We start from the raw sequence: 21299 nt of genomic DNA on the forward strand, positions 1-21299 counted from the left end.
TCCTCCCATTTGCGCCTGCCCCCGCCCGCGCGTTACGCGGCCTACATGACCGCGCCGATTTGCCAGGGCACAAATTCGACCCCGCCAAAGCCAAGTTCTTCGCTTTTGGTTTTCTCGCCCGATGCCACACGGATCAGGATTTCGAACAACTCTTCACCCTTGGCTTCGATACTGACGCCATCGGTGACGATATCGCCGCAATTCAGATCCATGTCGTCGGCCATGCGCGCATACATTTCCGAATTGGTGGCCAGCTTGATGCAGGGTGTCGGCTGATAGCCCGAGACCGAGCCGCGCCCGGTGGTGAACACGATCAGATTCGCGCCAGAAGCCACCTGACCCGTCACTGAACAGGGATCGAACCCAGGGCTGTCCATGAAGACAAATCCGCTTTTGTCGATCATCTCGCCAAATTTGTAGACGTCGCGCAGGGGCGCCATTCCCCCTTTGGCGACAGCGCCCAGTGATTTTTCCAGGATAGTCGTCAAGCCGCCGCGCTTGTTGCCGGGGCTTGGGTTGTTGTCCATCTCTCCGCCATTACGCTCGGTGTAATCCTCCCACCAGCGGACACGCGCGATAAGTTTCTCTCCGATTTCAACGGTTTCGGCCCTGCGGGTCAAAAGATGCTCTGCGCCATAGATTTCAGATGTTTCCGACAAGATGGTCGTGCCGCCATGGCGCACCAGCAGGTCCGAGGCAAATCCCAGCGCCGGGTTGGCCGTGATCCCGGAATACCCATCCGATCCACCGCACTGCATTCCCACAGTGATCTGGCTGACCGGGGCTGGCTGCCGCGTGGCCTGATTGGCCAGTTGGGCAATCCCGCGCAGTTCTTCCAACCCACGCTCGATGGTGCGGCGTGTGCCGCCTTCGTTCTGGATCGTCATGTACCGCAATGCACCGTCTGGGCGGATCGGGCGGCCACCGACCAGATCGGCAACCTGCATCACTTCGCATCCCAGTCCGATCAAAAGGATACCGGCAAAGTTCGGATGCTGCGCATACCCTGCCAACGTGCGAAACAGCGTGGCATAGCCTTCGTCCTTGCCCGACATACCACACCCGGTGCCGTGGACGATCGGGACAACTCCGTCAATATTGGGATAGGCGTCCAGAAGCCCGGATTTTGTTGCGGCCTCGGCAATGAAACGCGCGACAGAGCCCGAGCAATTCACGGTGGTCAGGATACCGATATAATTGCGGGTTCCCACCTTGCCGTCGGCACGGTGAAAACCCAGAAATGTCCGGGCCATATTGATTTCGGGCAGAGGTACGTTGGCGCTGGCATGTGCATAGTCTTGCTGATGGTCACCCATACCGAGGTTTTGCACATGGATATGTTCGCCCGGCGCGATGTCCGATTTGGCCTGACCAATAATCTGACCATAACGGATCACGCTTTCACCTGCCGCGATTGGAGCCGTGGCAATCTTGTGGCCGCGGAAAACCGGTCCGGGCAACGGAGCCGGTACCCCAATCGGCTGGTCCCCCTGCGACAAATCCCGCAAAGCGATAACAACATTGTCATCCGGATTCAGCTTGACCACATCACGCGCCGTGCCTTTGGAGACCTTTATTTCTTGGTGTGCTTGCATTGTTTTCCTGCTTGCTTGCGCAAAGTGCTAAGCCTCAATCAGATACTTGTCAACTAACATGTTAGTATGATAGATCAACGCCATGACCAAATCCCAAGACATTGATGCCAACCTTCTGCAAGATATCACTACGACCGGGGGGTCGCTGGCGCAGCGCGTTTACGGTGTTGTCAAACAGGCCATTCTGGCGTTGGATTTTGCGCCCGGCGCAAACCTGAGAAAGGCACCTATATGTGACCGGCTGGGCGTTTCGCGTGCACCGGTGACCGAGGCCATCACCCGTCTTGCAGCCGATGGGCTGGTGGACGTTGTGCCCCAATCGGGGACGCGCGTGTCCTATTTCTCGATGGCAGAAATCCGCGAAGGTGTTTTTCTGCGCGAAGCGTTGGAGATGGCAACCGTAGCAAAGGTTGCGCGCGATCTGACCGATGACCAGGGCAAGAGGCTGAGCCGTAACATGCGCTTGCAAGGCCTGTTGATCGAGGACGAGGATATCGCGGGGTTTTATCAGGCCGACGAAGAATTCCACGCATTGTTGATGGAATTCACCGGATATTCCCGCCTGACGGATGTGGCGCAGACCGTTTCGCTGCAGGTCAACCGCGCGCGGATGCTGCTGTTGCCGACGCCGGGCCGCATTGCCGAAACACTGGCCGAGCACCGGGCGATTTTTGACGCAATCCTCGCCCGGAACGACGTGACGGCACAGCAGGCGATGCGCCGCCATATTGGGCAGTTGATGCCCCGTATCGAAGTTCTCCGTCAGGAGAAGCCATATCTGTTCAACAACACCTCCCAACCAACGCGCGAGGCAGGATGACCGTTTCCAGAACCAAGCTACTGAACAACCGCACATCAAGGCCCGTTCCCCTGACCCGGATGGGGTTTGGCGGCGCGCCCTTGGGCAATCTGTATCGAAAGGTATCGGACGAAGATGCACAGATGGCCCTGCAAGCCGCCTATGATGCGGGTATCCGGTTCTTTGACACCGCGCCGCAATATGGGCTGGGTCGATCCGAAAACCGCTTTGGCGAGGCCATCGCCCTGATCGGGCGCAGCAATATTCAGCTGTCCACCAAGATCGGCCGCCTGCTGCTGGATTGCGACCCGCATGAGGTCACGCCCGAGGCATTCGTGGACGTGCCACAAAAACGCATCGTATTCGATTATACCTATGACGGTGTGATGCGGTCTTATGAGGCCAGCCGCGAACGAATTGGTGTGCCCAATGCCGATATCCTGCTGGTCCATGACGTCTGTGTCTTCAGTCAGGGCAGCCAGGAAATGTCCGACGCCAAAGTGCGCGAGCTATTCGACGGCGGTGGCTACCGAGCTCTGACCGAGTTGCGCGATGCAGGCGAAGTTGCGGCCATCGGCGCTGGCGTCAACGAATGGCAGGTTTGTGAACGCCTGCTGGGACTGGGCGATTTCGACGGGTTCCTTCTGGCCGGACGTTACACATTGCTGGAGCAAGAGGCCTTGGACAGCTTTCTGCCGCTATGTGAGAAGCGCGATGTCGGAATCATTCTGGGCGGACCCTATAATTCCGGCATTTTAGCCACCGGTGCCGTTCCGGGTGCCAAATACAACTATGCCGACGCGCCCGAAGATATCCTCGACCGGGTTCGCAAGATCGAAGCGGTCTGTGCCGCCCATGACACGCCATTGATCGCCGCCGCCCTGCAATTTGTCCTGGGTCATCCCAGTGTCAAAACCGTTGTCCCCGGCGCGGTCAGCGCGTCCGAGGTGCAGTCCAACATAGCTCTGTTCGAGCGGGATATCCCCGCTGCCCTGTGGTCTGATCTGCGCAGCCAAGGTCTGATCCGTTCTGATGCGCCTTTGCCTGCGGAAACCGCCGATGTTGCGTAACATAGACCCGCTTCTGTCGCCTGATTTACTGCACGCGCTACGCGCCATGGGACATGGGGATGAGATCGTGATTGCCGATGCGAATTTTCCGGGCTCGAGCACCGGACCTGATTGTATTCGCGCCGACGGATCATCCGCCAGCGAGATTTTAAGAGCCGTCTTGTCGGTGATGCCTCTGGACACGTTTGTCCCGCACCCGGCCCTGACCATGCAAGTGGTCGGAGATCCTGACGCAACGCCCGAAGCAGTGAAGGATTTTCAACGCATCATCAATGAAACGGCGGATAATCCCGCGCAGATACAGGGGCTGGAGCGGTTCTCATTTTATGAACGCGCAGCCTCGGCCTATCTGATTGTTCAAACTGGCGAGCGCAGGCTTTACGGCAATATCATCCTCAAGAAAGGCGTGATCGGATGAGACTGGATGCGCATCAGCATTTCTGGTCGGTCGCGCGCGGTGACTATGGCTGGTTGACCGCTGATCTTGTGCCGCTCTATCGCGACTTTCTGCCGGATGATCTTTCGCCTTTGCTGCAACAGGCCGGGATCAAGGGTACCATTCTGGTTCAGGCCGCTCCTACCGTGGCGGAAACCGAATACATGCTGTCACTGGCCGACAAGGCCGCCTTCATCAAAGGCGTTGTCGGTTGGGTTGATTTCGAAGCACCTGATGCGACCGCGCAAATCGCTGCACTGGCCAGACACCCCGTGCTTGTAGGGCTGCGCCCGATGATTCAGGACATACCAGACCCGAACTGGATGCTGGGGGATGCGCTGACACCCGCGTTTGAGGCCATCCAGACCCATGACCTGACCTTTGATGCACTTACCCTGCCGCAACATCTTGGCCCTTTGCGCCAGTTGCTGGATCGCCATCCGCATATGCAGGTGGTCATTGACCATGGCTCAAAACCTCTGATCCGCGACGGTGTGACCGCAGGTTGGGCGGATGACATGGCCGTTTTGGCTGAGGAAACCCGCGCCTATTGCAAGCTATCGGGTCTGGTGACCGAGGCGGCCCCAGACTGGCAAACGGATGATCTGCGCCCCTATGTGCAGCATCTGTTGGATACGTTCGGTCCGTCCCGCCTGATCTGGGGCAGCGACTGGCCGGTGTGTACTCTGGCCAGCAGCTATGCGCGCTGGATAGAAACAACCGACGCACTTCTGGCTGATTTAGCCGAGGCGGAACGCGACGCCATCCTCGGGGGAAATGCCGTTTGCGCTTATCATCTTGGGGATCGAAATGACCTTTCCGAAACTTGATCCAACTGGGTTGTGGTTGGGGCGTATAGAGCGTCCCGGTATTGGTCCCTGTGTTGTCACCCTGCGCGACGGTCAGGTCATCGACATCACATCAAAAACCGCCCCCACCGTGCGGGACATTCTGGAACGCGACGATGCTGCCGATTATGTCCGCACCGTTCCGGGCGAAGCTTTGGGTGAGCCGGATCAGGGGCACCAATGGCTGGCACCCTGTGATCTGCAAGCCATCAAAGCTTGCGGCGTCACCTTTGCGGGTTCGATGGTCGAACGCGTGATCGAAGAGCAGGCCGCTGGCGACCCGGCCATGGCCAAGGCAATCCGGGGCCGGATTGGCGAACGGATCGGTGATAGCCTGTCGAATATCGTTCCGGGTTCTGAAGCGGCAGCGCAGGTCAAAGCGGCGCTGATTTCCGAAGGTCTCTGGAGCCAGTATCTTGAGGTTGGCATCGGCCCGGATGCCGAAGTGTTTTCAAAGGTGCAGGTGCTGTCGTCGGTCGGTTTTGGCGCGGATGTCGGCCTGCACCCGATCTCAACCTGGAACAACCCCGAACCCGAGGTGGTTCTGGCGGTGACATCGCGGGGCGAGACCAAAGGCGCTACTCTGGGCAATGACGTCAACCTGCGTGATGTCGAAGGACGCTCGGCCCTGCTGCTGAGCAAGGCCAAGGACAACAACGCCTCTTGCGCGATCGGACCGATGATCCGGCTGTTCGGTGACGGGTTCAATCTGGATGACGTGCGCAAGGCGGACCTGACGCTAACTGTGACAGGTCCGGACGGGTTTGTTCTGAATGGTAGCTCGTCTATGGCGCAGATCAGCCGCGATCCGATGGATCTGGTGAAACAGACCATTGGCCGTCACCACCAGTATCCCGACGGCTTCATGCTGTTTTTGGGAACGCTCTTTGCGCCCACGCAAGACCGCGAAACCTCGGGTGGTGGGTTTACCCACAAACTGGGCGATATCGTCACGATCGCAAATGACCAACTGGGCGCTTTGATCAACACGGTGCGCCTGTCAACCGAATGCCCTGAATGGCGGTTTGGGGCGTCTCATCTGATGCGCAACCTCGCCCGTCGCGGCCTGATTTAGGAAAGATCTGCACATGTTGACCGGAAAACACCTGATCGCAGGCGAATGGATTGGTTCGGCGACGACGTATGCGTCGGACCCAGCCCATGGACCCAGCCATGATTTTGCAGTCGGCACATCCGCGCATGTGGACGCGGCGGTCGAGGCCGCCGAAGAGGCGTTCGCCTCGTTCGGCTGGTCCACCCGCGCAGAACGCGCCGCCCTCCTGCGCCGGATTGCCGATGAAATCGATGCCCGTGGTGATGCCATCACGGAAATCGGCACTCAAGAAACCGGCTTGCCCGACGCACGCCTGCAAGGAGAGCGGGGCCGAACAATCGGACAGATGCGCCTGTTTGCCGAGTATATCGAAAAGGGCGACTATCTGGACTTGCGCCATGATCCGGCCCTGCCGGATCGCGCCCCGCTGCCGCGCCCTGATCTGCATATGATCCAGCGCCCGCTTGGGCCGGTTGCCGTGTTTGGGGCCTCGAACTTTCCACTGGCGTTTTCGGTTGCAGGGGGTGACACCGCCGCGGCCCTGGCTGCAGGCTGCCCGGTGGTGGTCAAAGGACATCCCGCCCATCCCGGCACCGGTGAGATCGTGGCACAGGCCATCGATGCGGCGATCAAGGCGACCGGCGTACATCCCGGCGTGTTCTCGGTGATCCAGAGCAGCGGGACCGAGGTCGGCACCGCACTGGCGCAACACCCGCTGATCCGCGCCGTAGGGTTTACCGGCTCACTGCGTGCGGGTCGCGCATTGTTCGATCTGTGCGCCGCGCGCCGCGAACCTATCCCGTTCTTTGGGGAATTGGGATCGATCAACCCGATGTTCATATTGCCACAGGCCGCAACGGCGCGCGGTGCGGACATCGCCGCTGGGTGGGCGGGGTCACTGACCATTGGAGCAGGCCAGTTCTGTACCAATCCCGGCATCGCAATCATCATTGATGGTTCCGACGCCGATGTCTTCCAGTCCGCCGCCGAGGCCGAGTTGTCGGGCATGGCCAGCCAGACCATGCTGACCGATGGCATCGCGGAGGCTTATCGTGAAGGTGTTGCTCGCGTGGCAGGCGGGACAGGTGCGACTCAGATCATGGGCACCAACTGCGACAGCCGCCATGCCGCACCCTGCCTGTTTGTGGTCTCTGGCGATGACTGGCTGGCTGACCACAGGCTGCAGGAAGAGGTGTTTGGCCCACTGGGCGTTGTCGTGCGTGCGCGCGACACCACACAGATGCAACAGATCGCCCGTTCCATCGAAGGTCAGCTGACCTGTACCCTGCATATGGATGACGCCGACCGTGACACCGCTCGGGCATTGCTGCCGTTGCTGGAACGCAAAGCAGGACGTCTGCTGGCCAACGGCTTTCCCACAGGGGTCGAGGTTTGCGACAGTATGGTCCACGGTGGCCCTTATCCCGCGTCTACCAACTTTGGTGCAACCTCTGTCGGAACCCTGTCCATCCGTCGCTTTCTGAGACCCGTCTGTTACCAGGATATCCCCCCAGATCTGTTACCTGAAAAAGAGTGATCCGATATGACCACAATCAAATCATCAAACCGGTTATCTGGCAAAAAGGCCCTGATCACCGCTGCCGGCCAAGGCATTGGGCGGGCCAGCGTTGAACATTTCGTCGCCGAAGGGGCACAGGTGATTGCCTGCGATATCAACGACACGACACTGGCTGAACTTGCCCGGATCGAAGGCGTTACCGCCCTTAAGCTGGACGTCACCGATGCCGATGCTGTCGCCGATGCCGTCGCCTCGGCAGGGACCTTAGATGTGTTGTTCAATTGTGCGGGTTTCGTGGGTGCCGGGTCCATTCTGGACTGCGACGATGCGCAATGGGATTTCAGCTTTGATCTGAACGTCAAAGCGATGTTCCGGCTGGCGAAACTGGTACTGCCCGACATGCTGGCCAACGGCGGCGGGTCGATCATCAACATGTCGTCGGTGGCCTCGTCAATGAAGGGTGTCCCGAACCGGTTCTCATATTGCGCCTCAAAGGCGGCGGTGATCGGCCTGACCAAGTCCATTTCCGCCGATTTCATCACGCAAGGCATCCGCTGCAACGCAATCTGCCCCGGCACCGTCGACAGCCCCAGCCTGCACGACCGGCTGCGTGCCACCGGCGATTACGAAAAGGCCCTGACAGATTTTGTCGCCCGGCAACCGATGGGTCGGATCGGTCACGCCGACGAGATCGCCGCGCTGGCCGTCTATCTGGCCAGCGACGAGACCGCTTTTACCACAGGACAGACCTTTGCCATCGATGGCGGCTGGACAGTCTGAACAGGGAGATTTGATATGAAACTGCTGCGATACGGCCCCGTAGGGCAAGAAAAACCCGGCCTGCTGGACGAGAATGGCGCAATCCGTGACCTGTCCGCCAAAGTGAGCGACATTGCGGGCGACGCGTTGTCAGATGCCAGCCTGAATAGGCTGCGCGCGCTTGATCCGAATGATCTGCCGGTGGTCGAAGGCGCGCCGCGCATCGGGGCCTGTGTCGGTCAGGTGGGCAAATTCATCTGTATTGGTCTGAACTATGCCGACCACGCCGCTGAATCCGGCATGGCACTGCCCGAAGAACCGGTGATTTTCTTCAAGGCGACCTCGGCCATCATGGGCCCGAATGATCGGGTCGAAATCCCGCGCGGATCAGTCAAGACCGACTGGGAGGTCGAATTGGGCGTCGTCATTGGCAAAGCGGCAAAATATGTCACTGAGGCCGAAGCCCTGAACCACGTTGCGGGCTATTGTGTGATCAACGATCTGTCCGAACGTGATTTTCAGCTGCACCGCTCGGGCCAATGGGTCAAAGGCAAATCCGCAGATACGTTCGGCCCGATCGGCCCTTGGCTGGTCACCCGGGATGAGGTTGCTGACCCTCAGAACCTGCCGATGTATCTTGAAGTCAACGATCATCGCTATCAGGACGGCTCGACCAAAACGATGCACTTTGGTGTCGCCACCGTAATTTCCCATCTATCGCAGTTCATGTCCTTGCAACCGGGTGACGTGATCTCGACCGGGACGCCTCCGGGTGTGGGAATGGGGCAGAACCCGCAAACCTACCTGAAAGCGGGTGACAGGATGGAACTGGGTATAGAAGGGCTGGGCATTCAGCGGCAGGATGTCGGGCAAGCCTGACACCGTTGGGTCTTAACCTCTAATTGGGACGGGGTGGTCCGGAGGCTGTGTGGAAATCGGTTGAGTTCGGGCCGGTATAAGCGTCAGCCTCCGCGTTATACGTAAATCAGCTTTGTCAAAGCTCTGTACCAGAATCCTGCAGCTGATGTGATCTGAACAGTTCACTGACCTTCTACGCATGGAATTCCAGATTGTCCGATGCGGATCTCAGCGTAATCGATACGGCGCCCGCCTGTCCGATTTCTGTTTCGAACCAGATGTAGGCAGTGTCTCCGGTGACATCCAAAACGTACCCTTTGTCGTGAATCGAAGCCTGATTCCGGTGCACCATACGTCTGAAGTGTTTCAGCTCTTCAGCATCATTGTTCAAGCAACACTTTTCCAGGATACGGGCCTGTCTGGACGCGGCAGCATGCTGTAGGCGGCGCATGCGAGCTCATTTTCATCCGGCCTCAACTCGATATTCATGGCGTTCTTGTCTTCCGAGCATTCAATCAAAAAGAATGAACGCGTTGTCGCGTACAGGCCGACCTGAATGGCAATAGAGTGGTCTTTGTGGTGCTTGGTCAAAAGCCTGCACACCACATCCAGATCAACGGAAGAAGCCGCACAGTGACTTGCGAGGTCATCAACGACGGACGTCGCCACATATTGGTGACCGCTGACCGTCGTGCGCACCCAGCCAGCAGCGACCAAATCATTCAATGCGCGATAGGCCGCCGAGCGTGATCGTTTGATTGCCGGGTATATTTCGTTCAGGGATGCCGGACCTTGTTTGACGACCGCCTGAAAGACATCAAGGATTCTCGGCATGGATTGGGTGTTTTGGTATGTGCACTGCATTTTATTATTCGACCATTAAACAAACGCCAGCAAATCTGGTGCTGTATGTCTTTTAAAAAACCTCTGTTATGCGCAACATCAATGACACGAAAAGTGGAAAATAGAACACGAATTGACGCCCGCAATTCGTGCTTCACGAACGGTAATCGCGGATTTAATCTCATTTTGAGAGCTCACATATAGACGTATTCATTTAATAACATCATTCCCTGAGAACCCCGGGGGCAGGACAGGCCATGCCGGGCAGTGGCGCCTTCGTCAGCGCCTTGCGGCAAACCTGACTGCGGGACCCGGATCAGTGACCCAATCACCCATATTTCAACCGATCAAGGGAAGTTGAGCACTGTTACCGGTTTCTGCGCGGTGTTGCGTTTTCGTCATCGGAGATCTCTTCCAGCGTCGATGCGATTTAAAAAAATCATTTATTAACTGCGAGTTAATGCAATGATCTGGATCTCCTTTAGATTTAGTGAAAGTTAAGTTTTCTACCTAGAGATTTGCGCACAATCTCAGTTCAAACTGTTTTCACGAAGTCCATTCCATTTTCCGGAATGGCGCGTTTGTGTGAAAATTTTCTTTTCCCTAAGAAATCCCGATCGAGTGGTGGGGGCAAGAATCCGCTCATGGAAAACAATCTGAATAGGTCGGGAAAACACATAATGTCGAAGAATCTTACCCACCCAGGTAAAAGCAACAAAAACGGGATTGAAGACGGCACAGCCGGTCAACAAGATACGCACCCCACCCATCATTACCTGACGTTGCGCGGTGGCCGCATGACCAAGGTTGCCGGTATCGCCGCCAGTTGCGCGCCGATGATCGGGGTGATTGGCACGGGTATCGTGGCGATGGTTTTGACCACGGCCTCTCCGGCATCAGCAGGTCAGTGTACCAATGGTATTGGCGGCCCGGAATGTGTCAACGGCGTCTCGCCGGACGATACACCGCAGTCTTTTTTGCTCGGCCTGAATGAAGTGGTGGATATCATCGACGATTTTGGTATTGCGACAACCGGAACGGCATTCACCCTTACCCAAAGCTCTGTTGGTGATCTGGTCGTTAACGGATCGGGTAGCCAGACGATCACAGACGCGGACAGAGCTTTCTTTCTGCAAAACTCGGCGAATAGCGTCAACCTGACGGCGACCATCGGCGGGCAGATTACCGGCACCGCATCGCATGGCGTTGAGGCCATCAATGACGGTACCGGGCAACTTTCGCTGACCCTACCGGGCACAGTCTCGGGTGGGGCTGCGGGCCATGGTGTTCTGGCGACAATCGCCTGGACGTCTTTGTCACTGAACCTTGGCACCGTAACCGGCGGATTAACCGAAATTACGGCCATCAACAACGGCGACGGAGCGCTGAACATCTCTGCCGGAACCGTGATAGGTAATGGCGGTGACGCGATCACCGCCGTCAATTCCACAAATGGCACCGGCCTGACCATCACGACAACCGGCGCCGTCAGCGGTACTGCCGATGGTATCGATGCCACCAATAACGGCACAGGTTCGCTCCACATCTCGACGCAGACTGTAGTTGCGCAAAATGGCGACGGAATCAAAGCCGAGAACTTCGGCACTGACCTGATAGTTGATGCGTCCAATTCCGTAGTTGAGGCAACGGGTCATGGGATCATTGCGCTGAACCGCGGGTCCGGCGATCTGATCGTCAATGCGCATGACGTTCGTCAGAGCACGGTGACAGATACAGCATTCGGCACGGGCATTCTGGCGATCAACGACGGACGTGATTTGTCTGTCACGACGACAGGTAGCATCAACGGCGACACCAATGGGATTGAAGCCGCGAACTTTGGCAGCGGCTCGCTCAGCGTCAACTCGGCGACCGTTGCTGGGCAGTCTCTGGACGGTATCCACGTTGAAAACACAGCCGGGAAACCTCTGTCACCAATACTGCGTCCGCGCAGGGCGGTCGGCACGGTATTTTTGTCACGCAAGACAACAACGACGACGTCACCATCAATGCCGCCGCAGTGACCGGCGACACTAACAACAATGACATCGGTGACGGTATCAAGGTTGATAGCCTTGGAACTGGCACCGTCTCGGTCACGGCGACCGGCGCTGTCAGCGGTGGTTTGAACGGTATCACAATCGACAGCGGAGGGGCGACAACGGTCAACGTGGCCTCGGTTGCCGGAGGTGTCGGTGAGGGGATCAACGTCACCTCTACGGGCGGGACCACCACAATTGTGGCAACCGACCATGTCGCAAGCGAGGACGATGGCATTTCCGTGGACTACACCGGCTCTGATCAGGTGGTCATCTCTGCAAATACCGTGTCAGGCGACACTGACAGCTCTGGCGCGGGCAACGGTATTCGGGTCGTGACCGGGGCAGACAGCACTGGCATCGACATCTCGGCCCAAGGTGCGGTCACAGGCGCGAGTGGTGTGAGTGTCAATCATGCCGGAACCGGCACAGTGAAGGTTGACGTTGCTGACATTTCCACCACCGTGCCCGCTGACTCTATCTCAAGTGGGGTTCTCATCTCTTCCCGTGATGCGAACGTGGATGTTGATGTCAAAGGCGACATCAACGACAGCTATTTCGGGGTGCTGTTGTTTCAGGGCAACTCTGCCAATAGTGGCGACAGCACCACCGTGGACATTACCGGTGATGTAACGACCGAAGGTCGGGGCATTGCTACATTCACAGCGACAAAGGATCTGTCCATTACGGCTGGCGGCAACATCACCAGCAACGACTTTGGAGTTTCGGTGGCACATAACGGGACAGGTGCCGTAAACATTGACCTGCAAGGGGATGAGGTTCGGGCAGCTGGGGGTACTGGTGTTTCGCTAAGTTCCTTAGCCGGTACAGATGTCAATCTGACCGTAGCTGGCGATGTTCACTCTCGCAGCTTTGGCGCTTTTGTTGCCAATCGCGGAAGCGGGGATACGACCGTGTCGCTGAACAACGTGACTGCAACCCAGCGTGGGGTCGTCGAGGTTGAAAACGCGGGCCGCAACCTGTCGGTGACTGCAACCGGTACTCTGGAAAGTGAGGCTGGTACAGGCCTTGTCGCAACGAATACGGGTTCCGAGGCAACAACGATTGATGTGAACAACGTCAGCGGAAATGGCATCGGGGTAGACGGTATCCGTGCATCCAATGCTGGCACCAGCCTGACGATTACGGCCCGCGGCGATGTCACTGGCGTTTCCAACGGCATATTGGCGACTAATACCGGAAGCGAAGATCTGAGCGTGAATGCTGTGAATGTCACTGCAACCACGGGGGCCGGTATTTCTGCAACCAATCACGGGACCGATCTGACGGTCCTGACCAGCGGCGCCGTTTCCGGTGCCACCGATGGCGTATTTGTGGATCAGTTTGGCACTGGCGATACAAATGTTGTCACCACCGGCACCGTGACCGGTGCGTCGCAAGCCGGTATTGTTGTGATCAGCGATGGGGAAAACCTGAACGTCACAACGCAGGCTGACGTAACAGGTGGCAGTGTTGGGGCCGAACTACTGCACTTGGGGGCAGGCAATGCCAATATCCAACTGGGCAACGTTTCCGGCACAAGCGGCGATGGCGCGAATGTCGTGATCGAAGGCACCGGTGGTCAGCTTGTATCAACCGGCCTTCTGACGGGTGGCGATGACAGTCTTGATGTGATCACGGGATCGTCCGGTCAGGTCACGCTGAACGTCAATGACGTGACGGGTTCAGGCGACAATGGTATCGTAACGCAATCGCTGGGCGCTGATCTGGACATTCAGGTGTCGGGCGATGTACGCGGCGCAGCCGGGGTCGGGATCTTTCTGGGCGCGACTTCGTCCGATGTTGTGTCTGAAGTACAGCTTGCTTCTGGCTCTTCGGTCGGGTCAAGCTCTGGTCAGGCCATTGCTGGCACTGCCGGTAGCAGCCAGATCACTGTCAATACCGGCGCACAGATCATCGGGTCCGTCACCCTTGGCGATGGAAGCGATACCGTGGTCATCGAGGACGGTGCCGACATCAGTCAGGCGACCTTGTTTGACGGTGGCGATGACAGCGATGCGGCGGACGGATTCTCGGATGTGCTGACGTTCAAAGGGTTTTCCGGCACAACGGATAACCTGAGCTTTGCCAACTGGGAGCAGCTGGTGTTCGACCGCTCGAACGTCACTTTCAACAGCGCCAGCAACGATTCGGGTGAAATCCGGCTGAAGGGAGGCTCAAGCTTTCAGGCCAGTGCCCAAAACCTTGCGCTCAACTCTTTGACGGTTGAACAGGGCAGCACGTTTGAAAGCACGTTCCAGGGCGATGCCACAATTAACCTGACCGGCAGTCTGCACACTGATGGTCTGGTGGATCTGGCCGATGGTGCAACAGGTGATGCACTGAACAGTCAAGGTGATCTGACCGGTCAGGGGCAGATCAGTCTGGATATTGACAGCAACACCGACACGTTCGATCAGATCACGGTTCAAGGTTCGGCCACTGACGCTAGTGTGGGTGTTGTGCTGAACAATATCGGAACTGGTGAAACACAGGTCCAATACACGCTGGTTGATGTCAACGATGCTAACGGGACAGTGAGCGACAGCTTTTTTCTGTCAGATGCAGATTCCGTAAACGCTTCGGGCAGGCGGTTTCAGTTTCTCGGGGCATATGGTTACCAGCTTGATCGCGCTTCGAACGGTGATTTCGTTCTGTCCAGCGCTTCAAGCACTGGCGACCGCTTCCTGAACCCGATTGTTCCGACCTACGCGGCCCTGCCACAGCAATTGCTGCAGCTCGGCACGATTTCGGGCACATTGAACCGGGCGGCCAGCACCGGCAACGGAGGATCTGAGACTGTATCGCGCAATATTCTGAACAGTCTGGATCAGGCCGAGCGCAGCACCGCAGCCACTTGGTTCGACATCACGGGTGATTATTCACGATATCAAAGTGATTCCACGCAATCCGATATCACCACACGCTCGACAACGTTCCGAGCTGGTGTTGATGTGCCCTTGTTGGATGCTGCCAATGGCACGCTGATCGGGAATGCCGAGTTGCGCTATGTCGATGCCTCGACCTCAGTGTCCGCCGAACTTGGCGGTGGTTCGGTTGATACCACGGGTTATGGTGTACGATTGGGGGCTTTGTGGCTGACCAACAGTTCTTTCTACGTTGACGGTCAATTCCAATACACACGGTTTGAGACTGATCTGACATCCGGCAGTTCGGTCACGTCATCCGGTACCGGCGATGCCAGCTTCGCGTCGCTCGAAATCGGCAAGGTTTTTGACATAGGTCACAATCTGAGCCTTATCCCACAGGCGCAGCTTGTAGTGGGCTCGATTGATGCGCCGGATCTGTCACCTTCGGATGGTAGTGTTTCAGGAACACAGAGCGATGGCAGTATCTTTGCTGGCCGAGTGGGCGCGTATCTGGAGAAAAGCCTTGCTTCGGGTAGCAGCATCTATGGTCTGGCCAACCTCTATTCTGAGTTCGACAATTCCACCAGTGTCACCGTGAATGGCGAAAACTTCTCGACCGTGCGCGGTCAGGAAGCGCTTGAAATTGGTGTTGGCGGGAACTTCAATTTCTCCAATGGCGGTCTTGTTTACGGTGAGGTCAGAACCAGAGGCGCGATTGACGGATTGGCCGATGACTACACGGTTTCCGGCCAGATCGGTTATCGCATCAACTTCTGATGACGTGTAAGAAGATACCCTGAGACAGTTCTGCGGGCCGCCCAATGGGTGGCCCGTGTTCATTCCCGCCCCGATAGGAGACGCCGCAATGAGGATCGCGCCCTTTTGAGGAAACCGGGAACTGGTCCTCATCTGGAAAACACCACCAGTCAGTGACGCGCAAACCTCACACGCCTCACGAGCTAAAACGTTGCACCAGAGTCCAATGCGGCTGGTTTGGTGAAGGCATGTTTGTATTTGATCAGGTCTGTTTCGCCCAGGCCAACCCCACCTCGGACAGATGCGGGCCAATCCGTTCCAGCACTGTGGCGTGATAGGCGGATAGCCAGCCGCGCTCGGGTGTGGTCAGCTTGTCATTCAGCAGCATGTCCGTCTGGATGGGCACCCATGTCAAGTTGCGGAACTCCATGAACCCATCGTCAGCCTGAATGATTTCGAACAGGTTTTCGATGCGGATACCGAATGCGTTGGCCCGATAAAACCCCGGCTCTATGGACAGGATCATTCCGGGAACCAGATCAATCGGGTTATAGGGTTTGCCAATACGTTGGGGGTGTTCATGTACGGACAGGCGATGGCCGATGCCATGCCCGGTGCCGTGGTCGTAATCCAACCCCAGATCCCATAGCGGACGGCGGCAGATCGCGTCGATATGATGGCCCTGTGTCCCGGGTGGGAAGCGGAGCGTGGCCAGCGCGTGGAAGGCCTTGAATACGGCCGTATAGGCGTGGTCATAGCCCTCGGGCCGGTGAGGGCCGAACGAAAAGCTGCGTGTCGCATCCGTTGTGCCGGTCTCATATTGCCCGCCTGAATCCAGCAGATAAGTGCCGTCGGGAGAGATAGTTCCGCTGGTCTCCGGATTGACGGCGTAATGGCACATCGCTGCGTTGCCACCTGCGGCCGAGATCGTACGAAAGCTCTCGCTTATGAAACCGGGCTGGGCGCGGCGATAGAACAGGACCTTTTCTTCGGCCTCATGCTCGCTGACCCGGCGGTTGTGCGTAGCGCGGGCGGGAACCTCGGCCGCCAGCCAGGCGCAGAATTCAGTCAAGGCCACGCCGTCGCGAATATGACAATTGCGCAGCCCCTCCAGTTCAGTCGGGTTCTTTCGCGCTTTGGCCAAGGTGATCGGACTTTTTACAGGCAGTTCTTTTGCGTCGGCCTTTTTCAGAACGAGCCGGGTGGCGGAGGGCGAAAAATCGGGGTCGAACATGACGCCTTGCCCGGGTTGCACGCGTTCTGTCAGCGCTGGCAGAAAGGCATTCAGGGAATGGACTTGAACCTCGGGCTGCAGGTGATCGCGCACATCAGTGGTCAACTTTTGATCCGCCACGAACCAGTGCACGTCGCCTGAACACTCGGCGAGGACAAAGGAATGCGCAAGCGGGTTGAACGCCACGTCCGAGCCGCGAATGTTGAGCAGCCATGCAATGTTATCGGGCTGGGTTTCGATCATCATCGCGGCACCACGCGTCTGCATCTCGGCAACCAGATCGGCGATCTTGTCGTTTGAGCTTTTGCCCGCAAATTGCAACGGAAAGGGTTCGATCAATCCCATGGGCGGTGCTGGCTGGTCAGGCCAGATCGCATCGACCGGGTTGCCTTCGACAGGGGCCAGCAGCGCGGTGCTTTCTGCCAGTTCATCAGCAAAGCGGTCATACCAGGCGGGCGGCAGGTGCATTGCATCAAAGCCAATGGACCAACCGTCCTGTGCGACCGAGGCTAGCCAGACCTCGGGGGGCTCGTCAAAAAGATGATGGTGCGAGAATACAGGTCCGGCGCATTGGCTCGCAGCCTGCACCACATAGCGCCCGTCGACAAACAGAGCCACGGTTTCTTGGGTCACAATCGCCATGCCTGCTGATCCGGTGAAGCCGGTCACATGGGCCAGCCGTTCGTCATGCGGGGCGACATACTCGGCCTGATGCGCGTCAAAGCGCGGCAGGATGAACGCATCCAGACCCCGCGCCTGCAACTCACTCCGTAGGGCGGATATGACAGGGTGCTGGTCGGTATTGGGGGCATCAAGCATGGGCGTTAATCTCTTCAACATGATGGCAGGCCACTTCGCCGCAGCCTTCGAAAGGTGTCAGGGCAGGGATCGTGGATTTGCAGATATCGCTGGCATGGGGGCAGCGGACATGGAACGGGCAGCCCGAGGGCATGTTCAGGGGGGACGGCAGTTCGCCTTCCAGGCGGGTTGCGTTGCCCCGGTTGTCGGGGTTTAGCGAGGGCGCGGCAGAAAGCAGCGCCTGACTATAGGGATGGGCGGGGGCCGAGAACAGCGTCTCGCTATCGCCGATCTCGACGATGCGGCCCAAATAGATCACAGCCACCCGGTTCGAGACATGCCGGACCAGACGCAGGTCATGCGCCACAAACAGAATGGTCAAGCCCAGATCGCGTTGCAAATCCAGCAGCAGATTGACCACTTGTGCCTGAACCGAGACGTCCAGCGCCGAAACCAGCTCATCCGCGATCAGCACTTCGGGTTCCACAGCCAGCGCACGGGCGATAGCGATACGTTGACGCTGACCGCCCGAAAACTCGTGCGGCAACCTGTGCTGCGCGTCCTGCGGCAGACGCACCAGTTCCAGCAATTCGGATACCCGGGCAGGGATCTCGGGTTCGGGGCGCATCTGGTGCACGCTCAGCGCCTCAGCCAGAATCTGGCCGGTGGTCATGCGCGGGTTGAGCGACGAATAGGGATCCTGAAACATCATCTGGACGCGCCGGTTGTAGCTGCGGTCCGCGCGGGCATCCCCGGCGAAAACATCCTGACCCTCGAACAGAATTGAACCCTCACTGGGGGGATACAGACGCACGATACAGCGCGCCAAAGTGGATTTTCCGCATCCTGATTCCCCGACAACGCCCAGCGTTTCACCTTGGATAAGATCCAGACTGACACCGTTAAGCGCCTGAACCACCCGTCCGGGGCGGCCTTTTACGTGGTCCATCAGGCTGCGGCCCAACGGAAAGCGCAAGTGCAGGTCGCGGATTTGCATCACGGTGGTCATGCGGCATTTCCCTCGGCTTTGGTGACCGGGTTAAAACATGCCACCTGCCGACCGTCGGCGATCAGGGACAATCCGGGGCGGTCTTGCTGACAGGGTTGGATACAGGCGGCGCAGCGCGGGGCAAAGGCACACCCCGGCGGCAGCGCATCCAGACCAGGTGGTGTACCGGGCACCGAATAAAGCGGCGTGCGCGGCGGCAGATTTTCGGGCACAGAGCGCATCAGCCCGACTGTGTAGGGATGACGCGGTTCCCTCAGGACGTCGCGTACAGGCCCCTGTTCAACGATCCGACCCGCGTACATCACCGCAACGTTGTCACAGGTCTGGGCCACAACGCCCAGATCATGGGTGACCAGCACAACGCCCATATCCATTTCATCCGCGAGCCGCAGGATCAGGTCAAGGATTTGCGCCTGAATGGTCACGTCCAGCGCCGTTGTCGGCTCATCCGCCAGCAGCAGTTTGGGGTTGGCGGCCAGCGCGATGGCGATCATCACCCGTTGCCGCATGCCACCCGAGAACTGGTGCGGATAGTCCTTAAGCCTTTGCGCGGCCGACGGGATGCCGACCAGATCCAGCATCTCAACCGCGCGATCCCGACGCGCGGCGCGCGGCAGATCGGTATGGGATTGAAGCGTTTCCTCAAGCTGCAACCCAACCGTCAGCAATGGGTTGAGCGAGGTCATCGGTTCCTGAAAGATCATTGCGATCTCGCGGCCCTGAACCTGCCGCAGTGCCCGGTCGGGCATGGGCAGTAAGTCGCGGCCCTGCCAGAGGATCTGACCCGTGACCTCGCCATATCGCCGCGCCAATCCGATAATCGAACGCAAGGTGACGCTTTTGCCCGATCCGCTTTCACCGACCAGCCCCAGAACCTCACCGCGTGCGACGCTGAAACTGACATCGCGCAAAGCGGGCAGGGGGCGCCCGTTGCGGTGGAAGGTGGTGTTGAGGCGGTCGACCTCGAGGATTGGTGATTGGTCCTGCATATCCTATCCCCGCGGTCTCAGCAGATCGGCCAACCCGTCACCCAGCAGCGAAAAGCCAAGGCCGGTCAGGACGATGGCGATACCGGGCATCAGGCTCAGCCACCAAGCGGTGGAAATGAAATTGCGCCCCTCGGCGATCAGCACACCCCATTCCGCCTGCGGCGGCTGCGCGCCAAGACCAAGATAGCCCAGCGATGACCCCAGCAGGATCACCAGCGCCATGTCGGTCATCCAGTAGACTACGACTGGCGTGATCGCATTGGGCAGCAGGTGACGGAAGATGATACGCCGGTCGGAATAGCCCATCACCACCCCGGCGGCAGCATAGTCGTTGCCCATCTGGGCGATGACCTCGGCCCGCATCAGGCGCGCGTAATAGACCCAGTACACGACCGAGATCGCGATATACATATTGATCAGCCCCGGTCCCAGCACCGCAACGACTGCGATAACCAGAACGAGGAAGGGGAAAGTGATCACCGCATCGACAATCCGGCCAAAAATCAGATCGGCAATGCCGCGGTAGTACCCGACCAGAGCGCCGACCACGACACCAGTCACCAAGGCAAACACCGTCCCGAAAACCGCCATCTGCATGTTGACCTGATAGGCCCAGATCACCCGCGACAGGCTGTCCCGTCCCAGCAGATCCGTTCCGAACGGATGCGCCCATGAGGGCGGTTGCCGGACCGCCAGATAATCAAGGGCATTTGGATCATAGGGGGCGAAAAACCCCGGAAATATCGCCAGCAGGACGGAAAACCCAATGATCAATATCCCGACCATAAATCCCGGTTTGCACAGAGCCATTCGCAGCAGGGAAGGGCGGTCAGTGGGAAAAGTTGCGTCACTCATTGCAGGCGCATCCTTGGGTCAAGGCGGCTCTGAAACAGGTCGGTCATCAGGAACACCAGCGAGACGAGAAGGGCGAAGGTCAACGTCAGTCCTTGGATCAGCGGATAGTCACGCGCAAAGATCGCTTCGAGCATCAACCGCCCCATGCCCGGGACGGCAAAGACGGTCTCGGTCACCAGCGTGCCGCTCATCAGATTGCCGATGGACAGGCCCAGCAGAGTGACGGTGGAAATCAGCGCGTTGCGCAGAACGTGCCGACCCAGGATCAGGCGCGGCGGCAAGCCTTTGGCGCGGGCAAATTGGACATATTCGGCGTCCAGCACCTCAATAATCGCGCTGCGCAGGTTCCGCATGATGATGGCTGATGTATAAAGCGCAACGGTGACCGAGGGCAGAAACAGATGATACAGCCGTTCGCCAAACGTGTCGCCATAACCGCCCACGGGAAACAGACGCAGTTGCGCGGCCAGAAAAGTCAGCAATACCAGTCCGATGTAGAAGACGGGCATCGACAGGCCGACCTGAAACACGGTGCGGATTACGGCATCCGGCCAGCGCCCGCGATTGAGTGCTGCGACAAAGGCCAGTGGCCCGGCGATCAGCAGCGATAGCACCACGGAATACACGGCCAGAAACACAGTGATCGGCAGGCGGTCAGCGATAACGCTGGCCACATCCGTCCGCATCAGGATCGACCGGCCCAGATCGCCCTGCACGGTATTGCTGAGAAACAGCCAGAACTGCACCAGCATTGGCTGGGTGAGGCCCAACCGCTCGCGAATGGCCTGAATATCGGCGTCCGAGGCGCGATCCCCGGCCATTGCAATGGCCGGATCACCCGGCAGCAGGCGCACCAGCATAAAGATGATGACCATGACCAGAAAGAAGGTCGGGATCATCAGCAAAAGCCGTTTGAATATATAGGACAAGCTGGACAATTCGATGCTCCGCAAAAGGCCCCGCCGCGT

The 21299-nt window shown here is 58.3% G+C and carries 18 protein-coding genes; 10 read left to right on the forward strand and 8 right to left on the reverse strand.

Features of this window, described 5'->3' with window-relative positions; genetic code table 11:
• Nucleotides 1–41: 41 nt before the first annotated feature.
• Nucleotides 42–1595 carry a UxaA family hydrolase gene (locus HW561_RS16415; protein ID WP_176866440.1) on the reverse strand — a complete coding sequence of 518 codons (1554 nt, stop codon included), beginning with the start codon at nucleotides 1593–1595 and terminating at the stop codon, nucleotides 42–44.
• Between the two features lie 82 nt (nucleotides 1596–1677).
• Here HW561_RS16415 and HW561_RS16420 point away from each other — a divergent pair, with 82 nt between their 5' ends.
• From HW561_RS16420 to HW561_RS16455, 8 genes are read left to right on the forward strand one after another with little or no spacing between them, the layout of a single operon-like run.
• Entirely contained in the window at nucleotides 1678–2415 is a 738-nt protein-coding gene (locus HW561_RS16420; RefSeq protein WP_235962948.1) for a GntR family transcriptional regulator, read from the forward strand.
• Nucleotides 2412–3464 (forward strand): aldo/keto reductase, encoded by a 1053-nt coding sequence (locus tag HW561_RS16425; protein WP_176866442.1) that lies wholly within the window; start codon nucleotides 2412–2414, stop codon nucleotides 3462–3464. The genes HW561_RS16420 and HW561_RS16425 overlap by 4 nt, the downstream gene beginning before the upstream one ends.
• A complete protein-coding gene (locus HW561_RS16430; protein WP_176866444.1) occupies nucleotides 3454–3882 on the forward strand; it encodes an RbsD/FucU family protein in 429 nt (142 codons plus the stop codon). Before HW561_RS16425 ends, HW561_RS16430 begins: the two co-directional genes overlap by 11 nt.
• Complete coding sequence (locus HW561_RS16435) at nucleotides 3879–4730, forward strand: amidohydrolase family protein (protein WP_176866445.1); 852 nt, start codon at nucleotides 3879–3881, stop codon at nucleotides 4728–4730. The genes HW561_RS16430 and HW561_RS16435 overlap by 4 nt, the downstream gene beginning before the upstream one ends.
• Entirely contained in the window at nucleotides 4711–5823 is a 1113-nt protein-coding gene (locus HW561_RS16440) for a fumarylacetoacetate hydrolase family protein (protein WP_176866446.1), read from the forward strand. The genes HW561_RS16435 and HW561_RS16440 overlap by 20 nt, the downstream gene beginning before the upstream one ends.
• A gap of 13 nt (nucleotides 5824–5836) precedes the next feature.
• The gene (locus HW561_RS16445) at nucleotides 5837–7339 is read left to right on the forward strand and encodes an aldehyde dehydrogenase (NADP(+)) (RefSeq protein WP_176866448.1); all 1503 of its coding nucleotides are present in this window, start codon (nucleotides 5837–5839) and stop codon (nucleotides 7337–7339) included.
• A 6-nt stretch (nucleotides 7340–7345) separates the two neighbouring features.
• The gene (locus tag HW561_RS16450; RefSeq protein WP_176866449.1) at nucleotides 7346–8101 is read left to right on the forward strand and encodes an SDR family oxidoreductase; all 756 of its coding nucleotides are present in this window, start codon (nucleotides 7346–7348) and stop codon (nucleotides 8099–8101) included.
• 15 nt (nucleotides 8102–8116) lie between these two features.
• A complete protein-coding gene (locus tag HW561_RS16455) occupies nucleotides 8117–8959 on the forward strand; it encodes a fumarylacetoacetate hydrolase family protein (RefSeq protein ID WP_176866451.1) in 843 nt (280 codons plus the stop codon).
• A gap of 172 nt (nucleotides 8960–9131) precedes the next feature.
• Here HW561_RS16455 and HW561_RS16460 read toward each other — a convergent pair whose 3' ends face one another.
• Together HW561_RS16460 and HW561_RS16465 are read right to left on the reverse strand one after the other, a co-directional pair.
• Nucleotides 9132–9329: a hypothetical protein gene (locus tag HW561_RS16460; RefSeq protein ID WP_176866453.1), complete on the reverse strand. Its 198-nt coding sequence runs from the start codon at nucleotides 9327–9329 to the stop codon at nucleotides 9132–9134.
• Nucleotides 9326–9772 (reverse strand): helix-turn-helix domain-containing protein, encoded by a 447-nt coding sequence (locus HW561_RS16465; protein ID WP_176866455.1) that lies wholly within the window; start codon nucleotides 9770–9772, stop codon nucleotides 9326–9328. Before HW561_RS16465 ends, HW561_RS16460 begins: the two co-directional genes overlap by 4 nt.
• Before the next feature lie 689 nt (nucleotides 9773–10461).
• On the opposite strand from HW561_RS16465, the gene HW561_RS16470 reads away from it, so the two are divergent.
• Nucleotides 10462–11805 (forward strand): hypothetical protein, encoded by a 1344-nt coding sequence (locus tag HW561_RS16470; RefSeq protein WP_176866457.1) that lies wholly within the window; start codon nucleotides 10462–10464, stop codon nucleotides 11803–11805.
• Nucleotides 11802–15467, forward strand: a complete 3666-nt coding sequence (locus HW561_RS24205; protein ID WP_176866459.1) for an autotransporter outer membrane beta-barrel domain-containing protein — start codon at nucleotides 11802–11804, stop codon at nucleotides 15465–15467. Before HW561_RS16470 ends, HW561_RS24205 begins: the two co-directional genes overlap by 4 nt.
• Nucleotides 15468–15708: 241 nt before the next feature.
• Here HW561_RS24205 and HW561_RS16480 read toward each other — a convergent pair whose 3' ends face one another.
• Genes HW561_RS16480 through HW561_RS16500 form a run of 5 tightly spaced genes read right to left on the reverse strand, consistent with a single transcriptional unit; the run spans nucleotide 15709 to nucleotide 21269 of the window.
• A complete protein-coding gene (locus HW561_RS16480) occupies nucleotides 15709–17499 on the reverse strand; it encodes an aminopeptidase P family protein (protein ID WP_176866461.1) in 1791 nt (596 codons plus the stop codon).
• Nucleotides 17492–18487, reverse strand: a complete 996-nt coding sequence (locus tag HW561_RS16485) for an ABC transporter ATP-binding protein (protein WP_176866462.1) — start codon at nucleotides 18485–18487, stop codon at nucleotides 17492–17494. The genes HW561_RS16480 and HW561_RS16485 overlap by 8 nt, the downstream gene beginning before the upstream one ends.
• Complete coding sequence (locus tag HW561_RS16490) at nucleotides 18484–19476, reverse strand: ABC transporter ATP-binding protein (RefSeq protein WP_176866464.1); 993 nt, start codon at nucleotides 19474–19476, stop codon at nucleotides 18484–18486. The genes HW561_RS16485 and HW561_RS16490 overlap by 4 nt, the downstream gene beginning before the upstream one ends.
• Before the next feature lie 3 nt (nucleotides 19477–19479).
• Nucleotides 19480–20331, reverse strand: coding sequence for an ABC transporter permease (locus HW561_RS16495; RefSeq protein WP_176866466.1), 852 nt, complete (start codon nucleotides 20329–20331; stop codon nucleotides 19480–19482).
• Entirely contained in the window at nucleotides 20328–21269 is a 942-nt protein-coding gene (locus HW561_RS16500; protein ID WP_176866468.1) for an ABC transporter permease, read from the reverse strand. Before HW561_RS16500 ends, HW561_RS16495 begins: the two co-directional genes overlap by 4 nt.
• Nucleotides 21270–21299 lie beyond the last annotated feature (30 nt).

This window comes from Ruegeria haliotis, from assembly GCF_013377785.1.
In the GTDB taxonomy this organism is placed as follows: domain Bacteria; phylum Pseudomonadota; class Alphaproteobacteria; order Rhodobacterales; family Rhodobacteraceae; genus Ruegeria; species Ruegeria haliotis.

Excerpts from the sequence above, each read along its gene's own strand:
- HW561_RS16415 (WP_176866440.1), bottom strand. The coding sequence starts at position 1,595 with ATGCAAGCACACCAAGAAATAAAGGTCTCCAAAGGCACGGCGCGTGAT.
- HW561_RS16420 (WP_235962948.1), top strand. The coding sequence starts at position 1,678 with ATGACCAAATCCCAAGACATTGATGCCAACCTTCTGCAAGATATCACT.
- HW561_RS16425 (WP_176866442.1), top strand. The coding sequence starts at position 2,412 with ATGACCGTTTCCAGAACCAAGCTACTGAACAACCGCACATCAAGGCCC.
- HW561_RS16430 (WP_176866444.1), top strand. The coding sequence starts at position 3,454 with ATGTTGCGTAACATAGACCCGCTTCTGTCGCCTGATTTACTGCACGCG.
- HW561_RS16435 (WP_176866445.1), top strand. The coding sequence starts at position 3,879 with ATGAGACTGGATGCGCATCAGCATTTCTGGTCGGTCGCGCGCGGTGAC.
- HW561_RS16440 (WP_176866446.1), top strand. The coding sequence starts at position 4,711 with ATGACCTTTCCGAAACTTGATCCAACTGGGTTGTGGTTGGGGCGTATA.
- HW561_RS16445 (WP_176866448.1), top strand. The coding sequence starts at position 5,837 with ATGTTGACCGGAAAACACCTGATCGCAGGCGAATGGATTGGTTCGGCG.
- HW561_RS16450 (WP_176866449.1), top strand. The coding sequence starts at position 7,346 with ATGACCACAATCAAATCATCAAACCGGTTATCTGGCAAAAAGGCCCTG.
- HW561_RS16455 (WP_176866451.1), top strand. The coding sequence starts at position 8,117 with ATGAAACTGCTGCGATACGGCCCCGTAGGGCAAGAAAAACCCGGCCTG.
- HW561_RS16465 (WP_176866455.1), bottom strand. The coding sequence starts at position 9,772 with ATGCCGAGAATCCTTGATGTCTTTCAGGCGGTCGTCAAACAAGGTCCG.
- HW561_RS16470 (WP_176866457.1), top strand. The coding sequence starts at position 10,462 with ATGTCGAAGAATCTTACCCACCCAGGTAAAAGCAACAAAAACGGGATT.
- HW561_RS16480 (WP_176866461.1), bottom strand. The coding sequence starts at position 17,499 with ATGCTTGATGCCCCCAATACCGACCAGCACCCTGTCATATCCGCCCTA.
- HW561_RS16485 (WP_176866462.1), bottom strand. The coding sequence starts at position 18,487 with ATGACCACCGTGATGCAAATCCGCGACCTGCACTTGCGCTTTCCGTTG.
- HW561_RS16490 (WP_176866464.1), bottom strand. The coding sequence starts at position 19,476 with ATGCAGGACCAATCACCAATCCTCGAGGTCGACCGCCTCAACACCACC.
- HW561_RS16495 (WP_176866466.1), bottom strand. The coding sequence starts at position 20,331 with ATGAGTGACGCAACTTTTCCCACTGACCGCCCTTCCCTGCTGCGAATG.